Source organism: Massilia sp. 05N420 (assembly GCF_056397205.1).
This window is the reverse complement of record NZ_JBFTMX010000007.1, coordinates 41,906-59,124: the sequence shown is the minus strand read 5'-3', so window position 1 is coordinate 59,124 and position 17,219 is coordinate 41,906. Positions and strand designations below refer to the sequence as shown.

At 67.4% G+C, this 17,219-nt stretch carries 14 protein-coding genes; 10 read left to right on the top strand and 4 right to left on the bottom strand.

Annotation, left to right across the window (positions count from 1 at the left end; translation table 11 throughout):
• The first annotated feature begins 86 nt into the window (after positions 1–86).
• The 6 genes from ligD to AC1DIX_RS05965 all read left to right on the top strand — a co-directional run bounded on the left by ligD (position 87) and on the right by AC1DIX_RS05965 (position 8,662).
• The gene (gene ligD, locus AC1DIX_RS05990; RefSeq protein WP_477322767.1) at positions 87–2,714 is read left to right on the top strand and encodes a DNA ligase D; all 2,628 of its coding nucleotides are present in this window, start codon (positions 87–89) and stop codon (positions 2,712–2,714) included.
• A 175-nt stretch (positions 2,715–2,889) separates the two neighbouring features.
• Positions 2,890–3,765, top strand: a complete 876-nt coding sequence (locus tag AC1DIX_RS05985; protein WP_477250220.1) for a fumarylacetoacetate hydrolase family protein — start codon at positions 2,890–2,892, stop codon at positions 3,763–3,765.
• A gap of 20 nt (positions 3,766–3,785) precedes the next feature.
• Positions 3,786–4,844: a gentisate 1,2-dioxygenase gene (gtdA, locus tag AC1DIX_RS05980; protein WP_477322765.1), complete on the top strand. Its 1,059-nt coding sequence runs from the start codon at positions 3,786–3,788 to the stop codon at positions 4,842–4,844.
• 20 nt (positions 4,845–4,864) lie between these two features.
• A complete protein-coding gene (locus AC1DIX_RS05975; RefSeq protein WP_477322763.1) occupies positions 4,865–6,067 on the top strand; it encodes an FAD-dependent oxidoreductase in 1,203 nt (400 codons plus the stop codon).
• A 92-nt stretch (positions 6,068–6,159) separates the two neighbouring features.
• The gene (locus tag AC1DIX_RS05970) at positions 6,160–7,275 is read left to right on the top strand and encodes a porin (protein ID WP_477322761.1); all 1,116 of its coding nucleotides are present in this window, start codon (positions 6,160–6,162) and stop codon (positions 7,273–7,275) included.
• Positions 7,276–7,300: 25 nt separating this feature from the next.
• Positions 7,301–8,662 (top strand): MFS transporter, encoded by a 1,362-nt coding sequence (locus tag AC1DIX_RS05965; protein ID WP_477322759.1) that lies wholly within the window; start codon positions 7,301–7,303, stop codon positions 8,660–8,662.
• A 54-nt stretch (positions 8,663–8,716) separates the two neighbouring features.
• Here AC1DIX_RS05965 and AC1DIX_RS05960 read toward each other — a convergent pair whose 3' ends face one another.
• Positions 8,717–9,385 (bottom strand): TetR/AcrR family transcriptional regulator, encoded by a 669-nt coding sequence (locus AC1DIX_RS05960; protein ID WP_477250210.1) that lies wholly within the window; start codon positions 9,383–9,385, stop codon positions 8,717–8,719.
• Positions 9,386–9,465: 80 nt separating this feature from the next.
• Between AC1DIX_RS05960 and leuC the strand changes: the two genes are divergently transcribed.
• Positions 9,466–10,884 carry a 3-isopropylmalate dehydratase large subunit gene (gene leuC, locus AC1DIX_RS05955; protein ID WP_477322757.1) on the top strand — a complete coding sequence of 473 codons (1,419 nt, stop codon included), beginning with the start codon at positions 9,466–9,468 and terminating at the stop codon, positions 10,882–10,884.
• Positions 10,885–10,893: 9 nt separating this feature from the next.
• Positions 10,894–11,541 (top strand): 3-isopropylmalate dehydratase small subunit, encoded by a 648-nt coding sequence (gene leuD, locus AC1DIX_RS05950; RefSeq protein WP_477322755.1) that lies wholly within the window; start codon positions 10,894–10,896, stop codon positions 11,539–11,541.
• Here the strand turns inward: leuD and AC1DIX_RS05945 are convergent.
• From AC1DIX_RS05945 to AC1DIX_RS05935, 3 genes are read right to left on the bottom strand one after another with little or no spacing between them, the layout of a single operon-like run.
• Complete coding sequence (locus AC1DIX_RS05945) at positions 11,536–11,823, bottom strand: hypothetical protein (RefSeq protein WP_441933439.1); 288 nt, start codon at positions 11,821–11,823, stop codon at positions 11,536–11,538. The genes leuD and AC1DIX_RS05945 overlap by 6 nt on opposite strands.
• Positions 11,824–12,915 (bottom strand): non-homologous end joining protein Ku, encoded by a 1,092-nt coding sequence (gene ku / locus AC1DIX_RS05940; RefSeq protein ID WP_477322753.1) that lies wholly within the window; start codon positions 12,913–12,915, stop codon positions 11,824–11,826.
• Positions 12,916–12,935: 20 nt separating this feature from the next.
• Positions 12,936–13,919 (bottom strand): SDR family oxidoreductase, encoded by a 984-nt coding sequence (locus AC1DIX_RS05935; RefSeq protein WP_477322751.1) that lies wholly within the window; start codon positions 13,917–13,919, stop codon positions 12,936–12,938.
• 170 nt (positions 13,920–14,089) lie between these two features.
• Here AC1DIX_RS05935 and AC1DIX_RS05930 point away from each other — a divergent pair, with 170 nt between their 5' ends.
• Together AC1DIX_RS05930 and AC1DIX_RS05925 are read left to right on the top strand one after the other, a co-directional pair.
• Positions 14,090–15,559 (top strand): GGDEF domain-containing protein, encoded by a 1,470-nt coding sequence (locus tag AC1DIX_RS05930; protein WP_477322749.1) that lies wholly within the window; start codon positions 14,090–14,092, stop codon positions 15,557–15,559.
• Positions 15,560–17,212, top strand: coding sequence for a SulP family inorganic anion transporter (locus AC1DIX_RS05925; protein ID WP_477322747.1), 1,653 nt, complete (start codon positions 15,560–15,562; stop codon positions 17,210–17,212).
• Positions 17,213–17,219: the final 7 nt, after the last annotated feature.

Here is a 17,219-nt window from a genome sequence, read left to right as displayed (position 1 = left end):
CGGCAGTGACGGTTAGCTGCCGTACAGTCATGCCCGTGGCATCGCAGTATATTGAGCAATATTGCTGCTGATGTACAGGTGATGCCATGCCCGACGCACTCAAGGAATACAAGGCCAAGCGGAATTTTTCGATCACGTCGGAACCCGCGGAAGGGGGCGACGCCAGCACCGGCGCGCTCACCTTCGTGATCCAGAAACACTGGGCCACCAGGCTGCACTACGATTTCCGTCTCGAGCTCGACGGCACCATGAAGAGCTGGGCCGTGCCCAAGGGCCCCAGCTACGACAGCCACGACAAGCGCATGGCCGTGCACGTCGAGGACCATCCGATCTCCTATTCCGATTTCGAGGGCACGATCCCGCCCAAGCAATATGGCGCGGGCGAGGTCATCGTCTGGGACAAAGGCACCTGGGAGCCGGTCGGCGACCCGCGCAAGGGCTATGCCAAGGGCGAGATCAAGTTCGAGATGCACGGCCACAAGATGCACGGGCGCTGGGTGCTGGTGCGCCTGCGCGGCCATGAGGAAGACAAGCAGGAGCCCTGGCTGCTGATCAAGGAAAACGACGAGTACATGCGGCCGGCGTCCGAGTTCTCGGTGGTCGACGAGATGCCGGACAGCGTCAAGGACCTGCCGATGCCGGGCGCGCCCGAGGATCGCGGTGCAGCGCGCGCCAAGCTGGCGGCCTTGAAGGCCGAGGAAAGGCCGTCGAAGAAGCCGGCAAAGACCACGCGGCGCGGCGCCATGCCCGAGGGCGCGGTCAAGGCCGAGCTGCCGGAAACCCTGAATGCCGAACTGGCGACCCTGGTCGACGGCCCGCCCGAACGGCCCGAGGAATGGATCTTCGAGATCAAGTTCGACGGCTACCGCATGCTGACCCGCGTCGCCGACAAGGGCAAGGACATTCGCCTCGTCACCCGCAACGGCAAGGACTGGACCGACAAGCTGCGGCCGCTGCGCGACGAGATCAAGCGCATGAAGCTGCCGGACGGCTGGTACGACGGCGAGATCGTGGTCCACGACGAGAACGGCAAGCCGAACTTCAACCTGCTGCAGCTGGCCTTCGACGGCTCGAACCGCGCCCAGATCGTCTACTTCATCTTCGACATCCCTTACTTCAAGGGCTACGACCTGCGCGAGGTGAGGCTCGACCAGCGCCGCCCGCTGCTGCAGGACGTGCTGGCCGAGAAGGCGTCCGACAGCGTGCGCTTCTCCAGCGAATTCGGCACCGACCCCAGCCAGCTGGTGGTGGCGGCCTGCCAGATCGGCCTCGAAGGCGTGATCGGCAAGCGGCGCGACTCGCGCTACGTGAACCGGCGCTCGCCGGAATGGATCAAGCTGAAATGCGGGATGCGCCAGGAATTCGTGATCGGCGGCTATACCGACCCGCAGGGCGCCCGCACCGGCATCGGCTCGCTGCTGCTCGGCTACTATGACGAGAAAGGCGTGCTGCGCTACGCCGGCAACTGCGGCAGCGGCTTCAACGGCGCCTCGCTGCGCCATATGCGCGAGACCCTGGAAACCATCGCCAGCGACGAGAATCCCTTCCCGCCGCGCGCCGTCCCCGGCCGCGGCAACCACTGGGTCAAGCCGACCCTGGTGGCCGAGGTCAGTTTTTCGGAGTGGACGGCGACGAATTCGATCCGCCACCCGGTGTTCCAGGGCCTGCGCAAGGACAAGCCGGCCAGGAGCGTCGTGCGCGAGCAGGCCAGACATGTGCAGGAGACCGCGAAACCGGCCCCTCGCACGCGTGCGGCCGTGAAAGCGGCACCGAAAGCGAAAGCGGAAGCCAGGGCAGACAAGGCCGAACCGGCGGACAGCAGCCTGCCGGCCAAATTCAAGGTCACCCACGGCGAGCGCGTGATGGACCAGGAGAGCGGCGTCACCAAGCTCGAACTGGTCGAATACTACGCGCTGGTCGGCGAGTTGATGATGCCGCACCTGAAGGGCAGGCCGGTCTCGCTGGTGCGCGCGCCCGAGGGCGTGGGCGGCGAGCTGTTCTTCCAGAAGCACGTGGTCGATCCACGCAAGATGCCCGGCGTCGGCCAGCTCGACCAGTCCCTCGATCCGGACCACCCGCGCATGACCCGCATCGACACAGTCGAGGGCATCCTGTCCTGCGCCCAGTGGAACGTGGTCGAGATCCACAGCCAGAACGCGGTCGAGAAGCGCTACGACACGCCGGACCGCTTCGTGTTCGACCTTGACCCGGGCGAGGGCATCTCGTTCGCGCAAGTGCAGGAAGCGGCCCAGCTGGTGCGCGCCTTCCTGCAGGAGCTTGGGCTGAATCCCTTCCTGAAAACCAGCGGCGGCAAGGGCCTGCACGTGGTGGTGCCGCTCAAGCCCAGGCTCGATTGGGACACCGTGAAGGACTTCTCGCACGCCATCGTGACCCACCTGGCGAAGACCATTCCGGACCGCTTTTCGGACAAGAGCGGCGCCAAAAACCGCGTCGGCCGCATCTTCATCGACTACCTGCGCAACGGCCGCGGGGCGACCACGGTGTCGGCCTGGTCGGCGCGCGTGCGGCCGGGACTGGGGATTTCGGTGCCGGTGCGCTGGGACGAGTTGATGGACCTGAGGTCGGGGGCGCACTGGACGGTGAAGACCGTGGGGGAGCGGCTGGCGATCGGGAATTCGCCCTGGGAGGATTATGAGGAGAGTGCCACGACCTTGACCAAGGCGATGAAGGCGCTTGGATTCAAGCCGAAATAGCCGCGGCGGCGGCCGCGTGATGGATGAGGACCCTTGCGAGGGTCCTTTTTTTTCGCCCCTGCAAATCCTCGTTGACAATCCTCAAGTCCCGCTCAATAATGACCTAACTCAAAAATGAGCGCGCTCAAAAAAGAGCGCGACGCAAAGTTAACCGTGAGAACCTGAGGAGCACGAGATGAAGATTTGCCGTTTCAATGACAACCGCATCGGCCTGGTCGAAGGCGGACAGGTGTACGACGTGACCGAAGTGGCTGCCCAACTGCCGGCACTGAAGTGGCCGCTCGAGCCGGGCGACCAGCTGATCGCCCATCTGGAGCGCCTGAAGGGCCAGATGCAGGAACTGAAGGGCCGCGCCAACCCCGTGGCGCTGGACAGCGTCAAGCTGCTGAGCCCCGTCGCCAACCCGTCGAAGATCATCGCCGCGCCGCTGAACTACCAGCTGCACGTGGCCGAGTCGAAAGCCGACAAGGGCATCCACAACGGCGTGCACCTGCCGGATTACGATGGCTTCGCTTCGCCGGTCGCCAAGTTCGGTGTGTTCCTGAAGTCGCCGTCGTCGATCGTCGGCGCGGGCGAGGGCGTGCGCATCGCCTACCCGGGCCGCCGCAACGACCATGAAGTCGAACTGGCCGTGATCATCGGCCGGAAGTGCAAGGACGTCGGCCGCGAGGATGCCTTCAGCGTCGTCGCCGGCTATGCGATCGGCCTCGACATGACCGTGCGCGGTCCCGAAGACCGCAGCTACCGTAAATCCGCCGACACCTATTCGGTCCTCGGTCCCTACCTGGTCACCCGCGACGAAGTGGCGGACCCGGACGCGCTGGACTTCTCGATCACCGTCAACGGCGAGCACCGCCAGAAGGCGAACACCCGCGACCTGATCACCGGCGTGGCCGAACTGATCGAAGTCGCCTCGCGCGCCTACACCCTGTACCCGGGCGACATCATCATGACCGGCACCCCGGAAGGCGTGAACAGCATCGAGCCGGGCGACGTCATGCATGCGTATATCGAAGGTATCGGCGAGATGGACGTCGCCATCCGCGCCTGAGACGCGCCGAAGGAGGAGACATGAACACCACCACGACAGGCGAAGCCGGCGCCCTCGAAGCGCGCCGCGACTTTTACCGCCGCATCGACCCGGACAACCTGGCCCCGCTGTGGGAACAGTTGCACAGCCTGGTGACCCGCACCCCGGCCTCGCAGTGCCGCCCGGTGCACTGGGACTACCGCAAGATCCGCCCCTACCTGGACGAAGCCGGCCGCCTGATCACCGCCGAGGAAGCGGTGCGCCGCGTGCTGATTCTCGAGAACCCGGGCCTGCGCGGCCAGGCGGCGGCCACCACCTCGCTGTACGCCGGCCTGCAGATGATCCTGCCGGGCGAGATCGCGCCGCCGCACCGCCACACCCAGGCGGCGATCCGCCTGATCCTCGAAGGCGAGGGCGCCTACACCTCGGTCGACGGCGAGAAGACCTTCATGGAGCGCGGCGACTTCATCATCACCCCGGCCTGGCACTGGCACGAGCACGGCAACGAAGGCGCGGCGCCGATGGTCTGGCTCGACGGCCTGGACGTGCCGATGGTAGCCATGCTCGACGCCAGCTTCGCCGAGCATGCCGCTGACCTGCCGGCTCCGATCCCGGCGCGCCGCGGCGGCGAGAGCAAGGCGCGCTTCGGCAGCAACCTGCTGCCGGTCGACTACCAGGCCCCCAGCCCGTCTTCGCCGCTGTTCAAGTATCCGTATGCCGAGACCCTGGCGGCACTGCGCGCGATCGCGGCCGGCAATCCGCCTGACGCCTGCCATGGCCACAAGCTGCGCTACGCGAATCCGCTCGACGGCGGCTATCCAATGCCGACCATGGGCGCGTTCATCCAGTTGCTGCCGGGCGGTTTCGGCACCGCGCCTTACCGCTGCACGGCCGGGACGGTGTTTGCCGTGATCGACGGCGAGGTCGAGGTCGCGATCGGCGAACAGCGCTTCACGGCGCGCCCGAACGACGTGTTCGTGGTCCCGAGCTGGGCCGAGCATCGCATCACGGCGGGGACGGACGACGCCGTGATCTTCAGCTTCTCGGACCGTCCGGTGCAGGAAGTACTCGGCCTGTGGCGCGAGCAGCGGTCGGCGTGAATCATCAAGGAACTAGAATCATGAGCAAGAAACCCGTAGTCATCGCGGGCGGCGGCCCGGTCGGCCTGGTCACCGCCCTGGCCCTGGCGCGCCAGGGCATCGAAGTCGTGCTGCTGGAAGCGGAGAGCCAGATCCCGCAAGACCTGCGCGCCGGTACCTTCCACCCGCCCACCGTCGAGATGCTCGACCGCCTGGGCCTGGGCAATGCCATGCTGGAGCAGGGCATCAAGGTGCCGGAATGGCAGATCCGCGACCGCCGCACCGGCGTGGTCGCCCAGTTCGACCTCGGCCTGCTGGCCGACGTCACCCCGCATCCCTTCCGCCTGCATTGCGAACAGCACAAGCTGTCGCGCATCGCCGCCGACGTCCTGGTATCGATGCCGAACGTGAAGCTGCTGTTCGGCCATCGCTGCACCGGCTTTGTCCAGGATGCCGAAGGCGTCACGGTCAAGGTGCAGTCGGAAGACGGCGAAGACGAGATCCGCGCGAGCTGGCTGGTCGGCACCGACGGCGCCCACAGTGTGGTGCGCAAAGGAATGAACGTCGAGTTCGATGGCTTTACCTGGCCCGAACGCTTCCTGGTGTTCGCCACGCCCTATGACCTGCGCGAGCAGGGCTTCACGGGCAATGCCTACGTCGCCGATCCTGACGAGTGGTGCGCGATCTTCATCCAGCCGCACAAGGGGCCGCCGGGAATCTGGCGCATCGCCTTCCCCACGAAGCCGGAGATGAGCGAGGAAGAAATCCTGTCCGACGCCTTCGTGCAAAGCCGGATCCAGGGCTTCCTGGCGCCCGACCGCGAGTACGAGATCGCCTACCGCAGCGTGTACCGCGTGCACCAGCGCGTGGCCAGCGATTTCCGCGACGGCCGCGTGCTGATCGCCGGCGACGCCGCCCACATCAACAATCCGCTCGGCGGCATGGGCCTGAACAGCGGCATCCACGACGGCGTCAACCTGGCGGAGAAGCTGACCGCGGTGTTCGAGGGCGCGAGCCAGGACCTGCTGGACCGCTACGTGCGCCAGCGCCGCCTGACGAATATCGAGTACGTGCAGGCGATCACGATCCGCAACAAGCGCCTGCTGGAAGAACGCGATCCGGTCGTCCGCAAGGAGCACCTGGACGAGCTGCGCCAGACCGCCGCCGACCCGGCCAGGGCCCGCGCCTACCTGCTCAATTCGTCGATGATCGCCAGCATCGCGCGGGCGCGGGAGATCCAGTAAGCAGTAGACCCGTAGTACAACCCGGAAGGCGGCCGTTACTAGAGGCGCAGCAAGCGCCCGGCCGAGCTGCCTTCCTCTTTGGAGGAGACTCGATGTTCAAGCAGCAAACGATCGCGCTGGCCTGTGCCGCCTGCGCAGCAGGCATGCCGGCCGCGTCCGCGATGGCGCAGACCAGCGTGGCACTTTACGGCAGCGTCGACGGCGGCATCAGCTATGTCAGCAATGAACGCGGCAGCGGCAACACCCGCGTCGACAGCGGCAACCGCTCGCCGGACCGCTTCGGCTTCCGCGGCGTCGAAGACCTGGGCGGCGGCCTGAAGGCCATGTTCATGCTGGAGAGCGGATTCAATCTCGACGACGGCACGCTCAAGAAAAGCACGGCCCTCTTCAACCGTCGCGCGGTGGTCGGCCTGGACAGCAGCTACGGCCTTCTCACTCTCGGGCACATGCCCGACTTCATGTACGATTACCTGCGCTTCCAGAGCAACGGCATCATGGGGTCTTCGTACTTCTTCCATCCGGGGAACCTGGACAACCAGGCCAGCACCTTCCAGATCGATAACGCGGTCCGCTACGAGACCCCGAACCGGGGTGGTTTCAAGCTGGGCGCGATGATCGGCTTCGGCGAAAATCCTGGCGACAGCAGCAAGAACCGCAACTGGAGCGCAGGCGCCCAGTATGCGGCCGGCCCGCTGAAGGCAAACCTCGCGTACACCGTGTCGAACGACCGCAGCTTCAACCTGGGCGGCACGCTCGGCATCCGCAGCCTGCTGGGCCAGGCGCTCTCGAACGGCGACCCGTCGGCGCCGAGCGCCGCCTACACGAACTTCGCATCGTCGAAGACGACCAGCGTGGGCGCCACCGGGAGCTACACCGTCGGACGATTCACGCCGCACGCGATGATTTCGCGCGTCGAGCTGGAAAACCGCGTGGGCTCGGCCGCCCAGACGAACTATGAGCTCGGCACGGATATCGATACCGGCAATTTCAATATCGTCGGCGTCTCGACCGGCATTTCGCGCTTCGCCGGCGTGCGCTGGACCCAGTTCAACGTGATCGACATGCTTGCCCTGTCGAAGCGCACGACCTTGTATGCTGCGGTGGCATACCAGCGCGCCAGCGACGGCCTGGCGGTGATCAACGGCCTGGCGCCGTCGTCCACCAACCGCCAGGTCGTGAGCCGCATCGGTATCCATCATTTCTTCTGATTTCCAGCCGTATCGGGATTTGCACATGAATACATCACATAAACAGGTCGACGTCGTCGACCTGCTCGACCACGCCAGAGTGAGCCGGCTGCACGTCAGCCTGATCGTCTGGTCCTTCCTCGTCATGGTCGTCGACGGTTTCGACCTGCAGGCGATCGGCTATGTCGCCCCTTCCTTGATCAAGGCCTGGGGACTGAACCGCGCCGCCTTCGGCGTGGCCTTCTCGGCCGGCCTGGTCGGCATGATGATCGGCGCCACCCAGGGCGGCACCCTGGGCGACCGCATGGGCCGCAAGCGCACCGTGCTGAGCGGCGTGCTGCTGTTCGGTGTCTTTACCCTGGTCACGGCCTGGGTCTCGGGCCTGACCGAACTGGTGGCGCTGCGCTTCCTCGCCGGCGTCGGCCTGGGCTGTGCGGTGCCGAACGCGATCGCGCTGAACACGGAGTACGCCCCCAAGCGCCTGCGCGCCACCATGGTCACGCTGATGTTCCTCGGCTATACGATCGGCGCCGCCCTGGGTGGGGCCGCCGCGGCCTTCCTGATCCCGCGTTTCGGCTGGAGCTCGGTGTTCGTTGCCGGCGGCGTCGCGCCGCTGGTCGTCGCCGCGCTGTGCGCACGCTTCCTGCCGGAGTCGGTGCGCTTCCAGATCCTGAAGGGCGACCTGGCGGCCGCCCGCAGCCGCCTGCAGGCGTGGTTCCCGCAGGCCGGTATCGCACGGGACACGGAACTGGTGCTGCACGAGGAGAAGCGGCCCGGCTTTTCGGCCGGCCACCTGTTCAAGGAAAAGCGTGCGCCCTTCACCATCCTGCTGTGGATCTGCTTCATCGCCAACCTGGTGACGCTGCACTTCATTGCCAACTGGCTGCCGACCGTCATCGAAAGCACCGGCGTGCCGCTGCAGCGCGCCGTGATCGTCACCTCGCTGTTCCAGGTTGGCGGCACTGTCGGCGGCATCATCATCAGCCGCCTGCTGGACCGCGGCAGCCTGCTGCCCCTGGTCGGCTTCTTCGCCCTGGCCGCGCTGATGATCGCCTCGATCGGCATGTTCAGCCGTAGCGAAACCATGCTGGAAGTGATCGTGTTCGCCGCCGGCCTGTTCGTGGTGGGCACCCAGTTCGGCCTGAACGCGCTGGCCGGCAGCTCCTACCCGACCTTCATCCGTTCGACCGGCGTGGGCTGGGCCCTGGGCATCGGTCGCATCGGCTCGATCATGGGCCCGATGGTGGGCGGCATCCTGATCGCGTTGAAGTTGCCGCTGCAGGAAATTTTCCTGTGGGGCGCGATGCCGATGCTGGTGGGCTGCATTGCCTCGGGCATGCTGCTGCGGCTGCGCCAGGGAGCGATCCGCGCCGGCGCCGACCTCCAGGTGGCGGCAGGCTCACATTAGGTGAGCCTGCCGGGCTCACATTAGGTGAGCCTGCCGGGTTCGCACTAATCGGGCTCAGGGTGTGGCTTCGCCGTCGGCCGGCCGCACCCCGGACAGCGCCAGCGCCAGCAGCTTGCGCAGCCTCTCCACGCCGGCCTCGGGCTGAGGATCGTCATCGTTGAGCCAGCGCCGCACCTCGGTCAGGTAGATCGTCATGCACAGCGAGGCGATGTCGGCGGCGGCATGCTCGCGCCCGATGCGCCCCGCGTCCTGCTTGGCACGGATGATCGTTTCGAGCAGCTCCACGATGCGTCCGCGGCGGCCGTAGAAGCGGGCGGTCTCCGGTCCCTGGCCGGTGCCGCGCGACAGGAAGTCGAAGGTTTCCTGGACAGCGGGGCGGGCCAGGCGCGGCTCGCTCGCCCAGTAGGCGTAACGGCGGCCGAAAAATCCGGTCAGCTGGTCGATCAGTGGACCTTCCCAGCGCCGGGCTGCCAGCTCGTCGTTCACCTGGTCGAGATCGTCGTTGATGATCATCATCAGGAGGTCGCGCTTGTCTTTCGCATACACGAACAGGGTGCCAATGGCGACCTCGGCGGCGTTCGCGATCTCGCGTGTGGTGGCATCCTCGTAGCCCTTGTCGAGGAAGACCTTGCGCGCGGCCTGCTTGATGCGGCGGCGCTTTTCCAGCTTGCCGCGTTCGCGCAGGCCGAGCTTGGGGGCGGTGGTGTCGTCGGTGTCTGTCATATGGAAAGTATATCGAGTTCGCCATGTGAAATAAATAGAGCGCGCTCATTTTTGATCATGTTGTTGAAAGGAAGTATCAAATGACGGCAGCCAGAACCCTTTACGACAAGCTGTGGGACGAGCATGTGGTCCGCGTCGAAGACGACGGTACCGCCCAGCTCTACGTCGACCGCCACCTGCTGTACGAAGTCACCAGCCCGCAAGCCTTCGCCGGCCTGGCGCTGGAGCGGCGGGTGGTCTGGCGGCCCGGCGCCAGCCTGGGCGTGTGCGACCACAACGTACCGACCAGTGGCCGCGCCGGCGGCATCCGTGATCCGCTGTCGCGCATGCAGGTCGAGACCCTGGAAGCGAACTGCGACGCCCACGGTATCGCCCAGCTGCGCCTGCTCGATCCGCGCCAGGGTATCGTGCACGTGGTGGGCCCCGAGCAGGGCGCCACGCTGCCCGGCATGACCGTGGTGTGCGGCGATTCCCATACCAGCACACACGGGGCCTTCGCCGCGCTGGCGTTCGGTATCGGGACTTCCGAAGTCGAGCACGTGCTGGCGACCCAGACCCTGCTGATGAAAAAGAGCGGCAACATGCTGGTCGAACTGGAGGGCAGCCTGGCACCCGGCTGCACGGCCAAGGACCTGATCCTGTACGTGATCGCGCAGATCGGCGCCGACGGCGGCAATGGTATGGCGATCGAGTTTGGCGGCAGCGCCGTGAGCGCACTGTCGATGGAAGGCCGGATGACGCTGTGTAACATGGCGATCGAGGCGGGCGCGCGCGCCGGACTGGTGGCGGTCGACGATACCACCATCGCCTGGCTGGAAGGCCGGCCCGGCGTGCCCCGCGGCGAGGAGTGGCGCCAGGCGGTCGATCACTGGCGTGGCCTGGCCAGCGATCCGGATGCCCGGTTCGACCGCCGCGTGCGGCTCGAGATCGGCGGCCTGCGCCCGCGCCTGACCTGGGGAACCTCGCCGGCGATGGCCGGCGACATCGATGGACAGGTGCCCGATCCGGCGCAGGAACAGGACGCGGGACGCCGCGCATCGATGCGGCGCGCCCTCGACTACATGGGCCTGGAGCCGGGACAGGCATTGAACGGCTTGCGCTTCGACCGGGTCTTCATCGGCTCCTGCACCAACAGCCGGATCGAGGACCTGCGCGCCGCGGCGCAGGTCGTGCTGCGGATGGGCGGACGCGTGGCGGCCGGCGTGAAGCAGGCGCTGGTGGTGCCAGGCTCCGGGCTGGTCAAGCTGCAGGCCGAACGCGAAGGCCTCGACCGGGTGTTCGTCGAAGCCGGCATGGAGTGGCGCGAGCCGGGCTGCTCGATGTGCCTGGCGATGAACGAGGACCGCCTCCAGCCGGGTGAGCGCTGCGCCTCGACCTCGAATCGCAACTTCGAAGGCCGCCAGGGCGCCGGCGGCCGCACCCACCTGATGAGTCCCGCGATGGCGGCGGCGGCGGCCCTGGCCGGCCATCCCGTCGACGTCACGTCCTTTTTCGCCTGAGGAGCCGTCATGCAAGCATTTACCGTACTGCGCGGTGTGGCCGCGCCGCTGGACCGCGACGACGTCGATACCGACGCCATCATCCCCAAGCAGTTCATGAAGTCGGTCGAGCGGACCGGTTTCGGTCCCAATCTGTTCGACGCCTGGCGCTACCTCGACATCGGCGAACCCGGCATGGACCATGCGGCGCGGCCGAGGAATCCAGAGTTCGTGCTGAACGACCGGCGCTACGCCCAGGCAAGCATCCTGCTGGGACGCCGCAATTTCGGCTGCGGCAGCTCGCGCGAGCACGCACCCTGGGCGCTGCTGCAGGCCAGCTTCCGGGTGGTCATCGCGGCCAGCTTTGCCGACATCTTCATGGGGAACTGCTACAAGAACGGCCTGCTGGCCGTGCCGCTGGGCGTGGAAGCGATGGACCGGCTGTTCGCGGCCGCCGGCGGGCCGGAGCCCTTGCTGCTCGAGGTCGACCTGCGCGCCCAGACCGTTACCGGGGCGGGCATTGCGGAGCGCTTTGCGATCTCGCCATTCGTCCGCGAGAATCTGCTTGCCGGGAAGGACGACATCGCGCTGTCACTGGCGCATGCGAGCGATATCGCAGCCTTCGAAGCGCGCCGCCATGCGCGCTATCCGTGGCTGGCGCGGGCGCTGGCCTTATGAGGCGGGCTGGGCCCCGGATTCGTTGCGGGTCTCGGCTTCGGCCTCCTTATGATTCCGCACGATCCCCCGCACATTCATCGCGCACAAGCCCGCCTGCAGCGCAATCAAGGCCCAGGCCTCGTCGTGCACGCCCCACACGATCCACAGCAGGTTGCTGACGATGAAGGTATAGAAGCCGAAAATCCGCCGCCTGGCATGGCGTGCGCCCACTAAAAACGCGGCGCCCAGGGTGACCGCCATCGCCGGCCATTGCAGCAGATCGATCAGCGTATCCCAGTCCACTCAGGCCGCCTTCCTGCGCCTGGCCGGGGTCTTGGCCGCCGTGGCGGTTTTCGACGCAGCCGCCGTGCGCTTGGCGGGCGCCTTCGAAACGGAGGTCTTCGTCGCAGTCTTTTTTGCAGCCGGCTTCTTGGCCGCGGTGGCGCGCGCATGCACGGTGGGGGACGAAGCCGTCTTGCGGGCGCGCGGCGGCGGTGAGTCGGTGCTGTCCTCGTCCTCGTCGCTGGACGGCTTGCGCGACTTGCGCGGCGGCGGGTCGTCATCGTCGTCGCCGTCGCCGTCCGCATGCGCGGGCGCCGGTTTCTTGCCCAGGCTGGCCTGCAGCAGCGAGACCAGGTCGATGACGTTGGATTTCTTCGGCTTGTCTTGGTCCGGCTCCGGCATGGTGATGGTCTTGGTCTGGTTGGCCGCGATCTTCTTCTTCACCATCGCCATCACGTCTTCGCGATAGGTGTCGTGGTACTTCTGCGGCTTCCATTTCTCGCTCATTCCTTCGACGAGCGCCTTGGCCATCTGCAGTTCCTTTTCCGTGAGCTGGGCCGCCTTCGAGTTCTCGTCGGGAATCTTCAGTTCGTCGGTGGGGCGGATCTCGTCCGGGTAGCGCAGGGTGTTGAGGACGATGGTGTCGCCCACGCAAACCAGCGCCGCCAGGTGCTGCTTGACGCGGATGACGACGTTGGCGATGCCGATCTTGCCGACTTCGCGCAGGGTCTCGCGCAGCAGCGCATAGACCTTGTCGCCGCCCTTGCCGGGCGCGAGGTAGTAGGGCTGCTCGTAGTAGATCAGCGGCACCTGTTCGGCATCGACGAAGGCCAGGATGTCGATCGTGCCCGTGGCCTCCGGATTCGCGCGGCGCAGGTCCTCGTCGGACAGCACCACGTATTCGTCGGTCGCATACTCATAGCCCTTGATGATGTCGTCCCAGGAGACTTCCTTGCCGGTGTTCTTGTTGTAGCGCTTGAAGCCGATCGGCGAGAAGTCGCGCCGGTCGAGCATGTGCAGGTCCAGGTCGTTGTCGCTGGTTGCCGGGTACAGTTCGACCGGGATGTGCACCAGACCGAAGCTGATCGCACCCTTCCACATACTCCTCGCCATGATCACACTCCTTTAGTAGATCACTCGCCCACCGAACCCGTAATCGGCAGCACCACGCCCGTCACATAACCCGAGCACACGTTCGACGCCAGGTAGACGTAGGCCGGCGACAGCTCTTCCGGCTGGGCCGGGCGGCCGAAGGTGGTCTGCTGGCCGAACTTGGTGATGTCCTCGGGCGACTGGTCGGCCGGGTTCAGCGGGGTCCACACCGGGCCCGGGGCCACGGCGTTCACGCGGATGCCCTTGTCGAGCAGGTTGGCCGCCAGCGACATCGTGAAGGCGTGGATGGCGCCCTTGGTGGTCGAGTAGTCGAGCAGTTTCTTCGATCCCTTCAGGCCGGTGACGGAACCGGTGTTGACGATCGCGGCGCCGCGCTTCATGTAGGGCAGACAGGCCTTGGCCATGTGGAAGTAGCCGTAGACGTTGGTCTTCATGGTCTCGTCGAAACGGTCCTCGTCCAGGTCGAGCAGGGACTCGGCGTGCTCCTGGAAGGCGGCATTGTTGACCAGGACGTCCAGGCGTCCGAACCTGGCGACGATCTGGTCGACGGCCTGCTGGCAGAACTCCATGTCCTTGACGTCGCCGGACACGGTCACGCACTGCCGTCCTTCGGCTTCGATGTGGCGCTGGGTCTCGGCGGCGTCCTCGTGCTCGTTCAGGTAGAGGATGGCGACGTCGGCGCCTTCGCGCGCGAACAGGACCGCGACCGCGCGGCCGATGCCGGAATCGCCGCCGGTGACGATCGCCACCTGGCCGGCCAGCTTGCCGCTGCCCTTGTAGTGCTCGGCCATGAATTTCGGCTTCAGTTCCATCTGGGCTTCGAGGCCGGGCTTGGCCAGGTGCTGGGCCGGAAAATCGCCCGACGGCTGCCGGATGCCGGTCTGGGCTGGTTTCACTTCGCCTGCGCCCGAGCCATGATCGCCTTTCTGCATGCTGCCGTCCAGCTGGTCCTGGCGGTTCTGGATCGCTTTCTGCTTGTTCGCTACATCATCCTGGTTTGCCATGCCGATCTCCTTGTGCACTCGGTAGTACGTCATCCTTCAGTATTCCCGCCGGGTGGGCTTCGCTACCGTGCGCTTCCACACACAGCGCCGCAATTGCTAGGCGCGCATGGTGCTTTGTGGCAAACTTCAGCCCGTAGCACGCTATACCTTCAGCTTTTCCAGGAGTGCAGATGTCGCAGCTGACCGAGCAGGATGCAGGATGGACCGGGATCTACCTCAGCCCGATGGCGCCGCGCCGCGCCGACTTCGCCCAGGCCTGCGGGCCGCTGTTCGCGCGCCTGGACCTGGCCGATAGCCCCGAGGCCGCGCTCGCACTGCTGGCCGCACAGGCGCCCCGCCTGTTGATCGTCGACCTCGAACGCTTCGAGCCGGGCATCGATCTCGATGCGCTGGGCGGCCTGCTGGCGCGCCGCGGCGGTGCCCGGGTGCTGCTCCTGTGCCCCTTCGCTAACGCCCGTTGGCTGCCGCTGCTGAATGCATCCGGCCCGGCCGCGTATGCGATCACGCCGATCGAAGCGCCGCGCCTGCAGGGCGTGGTGCGCGCATGCCTGGAGACGCCTGCCGGCGGCGCCCCGGCCGCCGATGCCGGCGCCCTGCGTGCGCTGCTGGCGTTGCGCGCCCGCGTGCAGGCGGCGCTCGAGGAAGGCGAAGAAGAAAGCCTGGCCGAGCGCCTGTGCCGGGCCTTGCTGGCGTGGCCGGGCGTACTGCACGCCGCCATGTTCCAGCTGCGGGGCGACAACGACCTGCAGCTCGAGGCCGAATCGGGACGCGGGCCGGCCGCCGGCCTGCGCCTGGCGGCGCTGCTGCAGCGTGGCGAGCGCCTGCTGCAGGCGCCGCTGCGCCATGCCTTCCCCGGCCTGCTGGCCGCCGCCAGCGGTGAACTGGTCCTGCTCGACACCCTGGAGCAGGCCGGCGAGCCGGCGCTGGCCGAGACCCTGGGCGCGCACGGCGTGGTGCAGGCGCTGGGCATTCCGGTGCCGGCCGACGGTCCCGGCGCCCCGCGCGGCGCGCTGTCGCTGCTGCTCGACGACGGCGCGGCGCTGGCGCCGGAAGTCTTCGACACCCTGCGCGACTGCGCCGCCATGGCCGCGCTGGGCCAGCGCCAGATCGACATGAACATCGAGAGCGAGCAACTGCTGGCGCGCCTGACCTATGTGTCGACCATGGACGCCCTGACCGGCGTCGCCAACCGCCGCCACGGCGAGGAACTGCTCGAGCGCGAGGTGCGGCGCGCGCGCCGCTACCGCACCCCGCTGGCCCTGCTGTCCTTCGACATCGACCGCTTCAAGGCCATCAACGACAACTACGGCCATCCGGTCGGCGACGTCGTCCTGCGCACGGTGGCCGACTGCGTGCGCGCGGTGCTGCGTTCGAGCGATGTGCTGGTGCGATCGGGCGGCGAGGAATTCCATGTGATCGCGCCCCACACCAGCGCCATCGACGGCCTCAAGATGGCCGAGAAGATCCGCCAGGCGGTCGAGCAGGCCGCGATTCCCGGCTGCGACCACGTGACCGTCAGCCTGGGCGTGGCCCAGCTGGGCGAGCAGGAGAGCGCCGATTCCCTGTCCCGGCGGGTGGACGCCGCGATGGCGCGCGCCAAGCGGGCGGGGCGCAACTGCGTCGAACTGGCGATGCAATAGATGCTGGGCTGGTTGAAGGGCTACCGGCGCGCCTGGCTGCCGGGCGACCTGGGCGCGGGCGCCGTCGTCGCCATGATGATGATCCCGCAGGGCATGGCTTACGCCCTGGTGGCCGGACTGCCGCCGGTGACCGGCCTGTACGCCAGCATCGCACCGCCGCTGCTGTACGCGCTGTTCGGCACCAGCAGCACGCAATCGGTGGGGCCGATGGCGATCGTCGCGCTGATGACGGCATCGAGCCTGGCGCCGCTGGCGAGCCATGGCAGCGCGCTGTACGGCGAGCTGGCCGCGCAGCTGGCCCTGCTGTCCGGGCTGGTGCTGCTGGCCTGCGGCCTGCTGCGGCTCGGCTTCCTCGCCAATTTCTTCTCGCGCCCGGTGATGAACGGTTTCACCATCGGCTCCGCGATCGTGATCGCGGTCGGCCAGGTCCGCCCCCTGCTGGGCGCCGCGCCGCCGCACTGGCACGGTCCCAGCGCCGCCCTCGGCCTCGGATCCCTGGCGCTGCTGATGCTGGCGCGCCGCCACGGCGCCGCCTTGCTGAGGCGCTGCGGCCTGGCACCGGGCGCCGCCGATGTCGGGGCGCGCCTGGCGCCGATGGCGCTGGTGGCCGGCGCCATCGCCCTGGTCGCCATCTTCGGGCTCGACCGCATGGGCGTGCGGACCATCGGCCAGGTGCCGGCCGGGCTGCCGCAGCTGAACCTGGCCGTCTCCAACGCGCACTGGCGGGCGCTGCTCCAGCCGGCCCTCCTGATCGGCTTCATGTGCTTCCTGATCTCGATGTCGGGCGCCCAGACCCTGGCGGCCCGGAAGGGGGAAAAGCTGTCCACCGACGCCGAGCTGGTCGGCCTGGGCGCGGCCAACGTCGGCAGCTTCCTGAGCGGCGCCTTTCCCGTCACCGGCGGCCTGTCGCGTTCCGCCGTCAATTTCGCGGCCGGCGCCAACACCCAGCTGGCCGGGGTGACCGCGGCCGCGCTGTTGGGCGCCGCCCTGGTACTCCCGACCGGCTGGCTGGCCCTGCTGCCGCTGCCGGTGCTGTCGGCCACCATCATCGTCGCCGTGCTCGGGATGCTGGAGACCGCGACCCTGCGCACCGCCTGGCGCTACGACCGCGCCGACGCGCTGGCGCTGCTGACCACCGCCGGCGGGGTGCTGCTGCTGGGCGTCGAGGCCGGCGTCGTGCTCGGCCTGCTGCTGTCGATGGGCGCGATGATCTGGCGCGAGAGCCGGCCGCATATCGCGGTGCTGGGCCGCATCGCCGGCACCGAACATTTCCGCAACGTCGACCGGTACGAGGTCGAAATCCGCAGCTGCGTGCTGCTGCTGCGCGTGGATGCCGGCCTGTTCTTCGGCAACGTGGAAGCCGTCCACGCGCGGGTCGAAGAAGAGCTGGCGCTGCATCCGGGCGCCCGCGAGCTGGTGCTGGTGCTGTCGGCCGTGAATGCGATCGACACCTCGGCGCTGTTCGGCCTGCTGGAACTGAATGCGGAACTCGGCCGGCGCGGCGTGCGCCTGCACCTGGCCGAGGTGAAGGGACCGGTGATGGACAGGCTGAAGGAATCGAGCCTGCTGGATCGCCTCAGCGGCCAGGTCTTCCTGACCACCGCGAAAGCCTGGGACGCCCTGTCCGCCAGCGACGAATCCTGGTCGGTCTGAGCGCTCC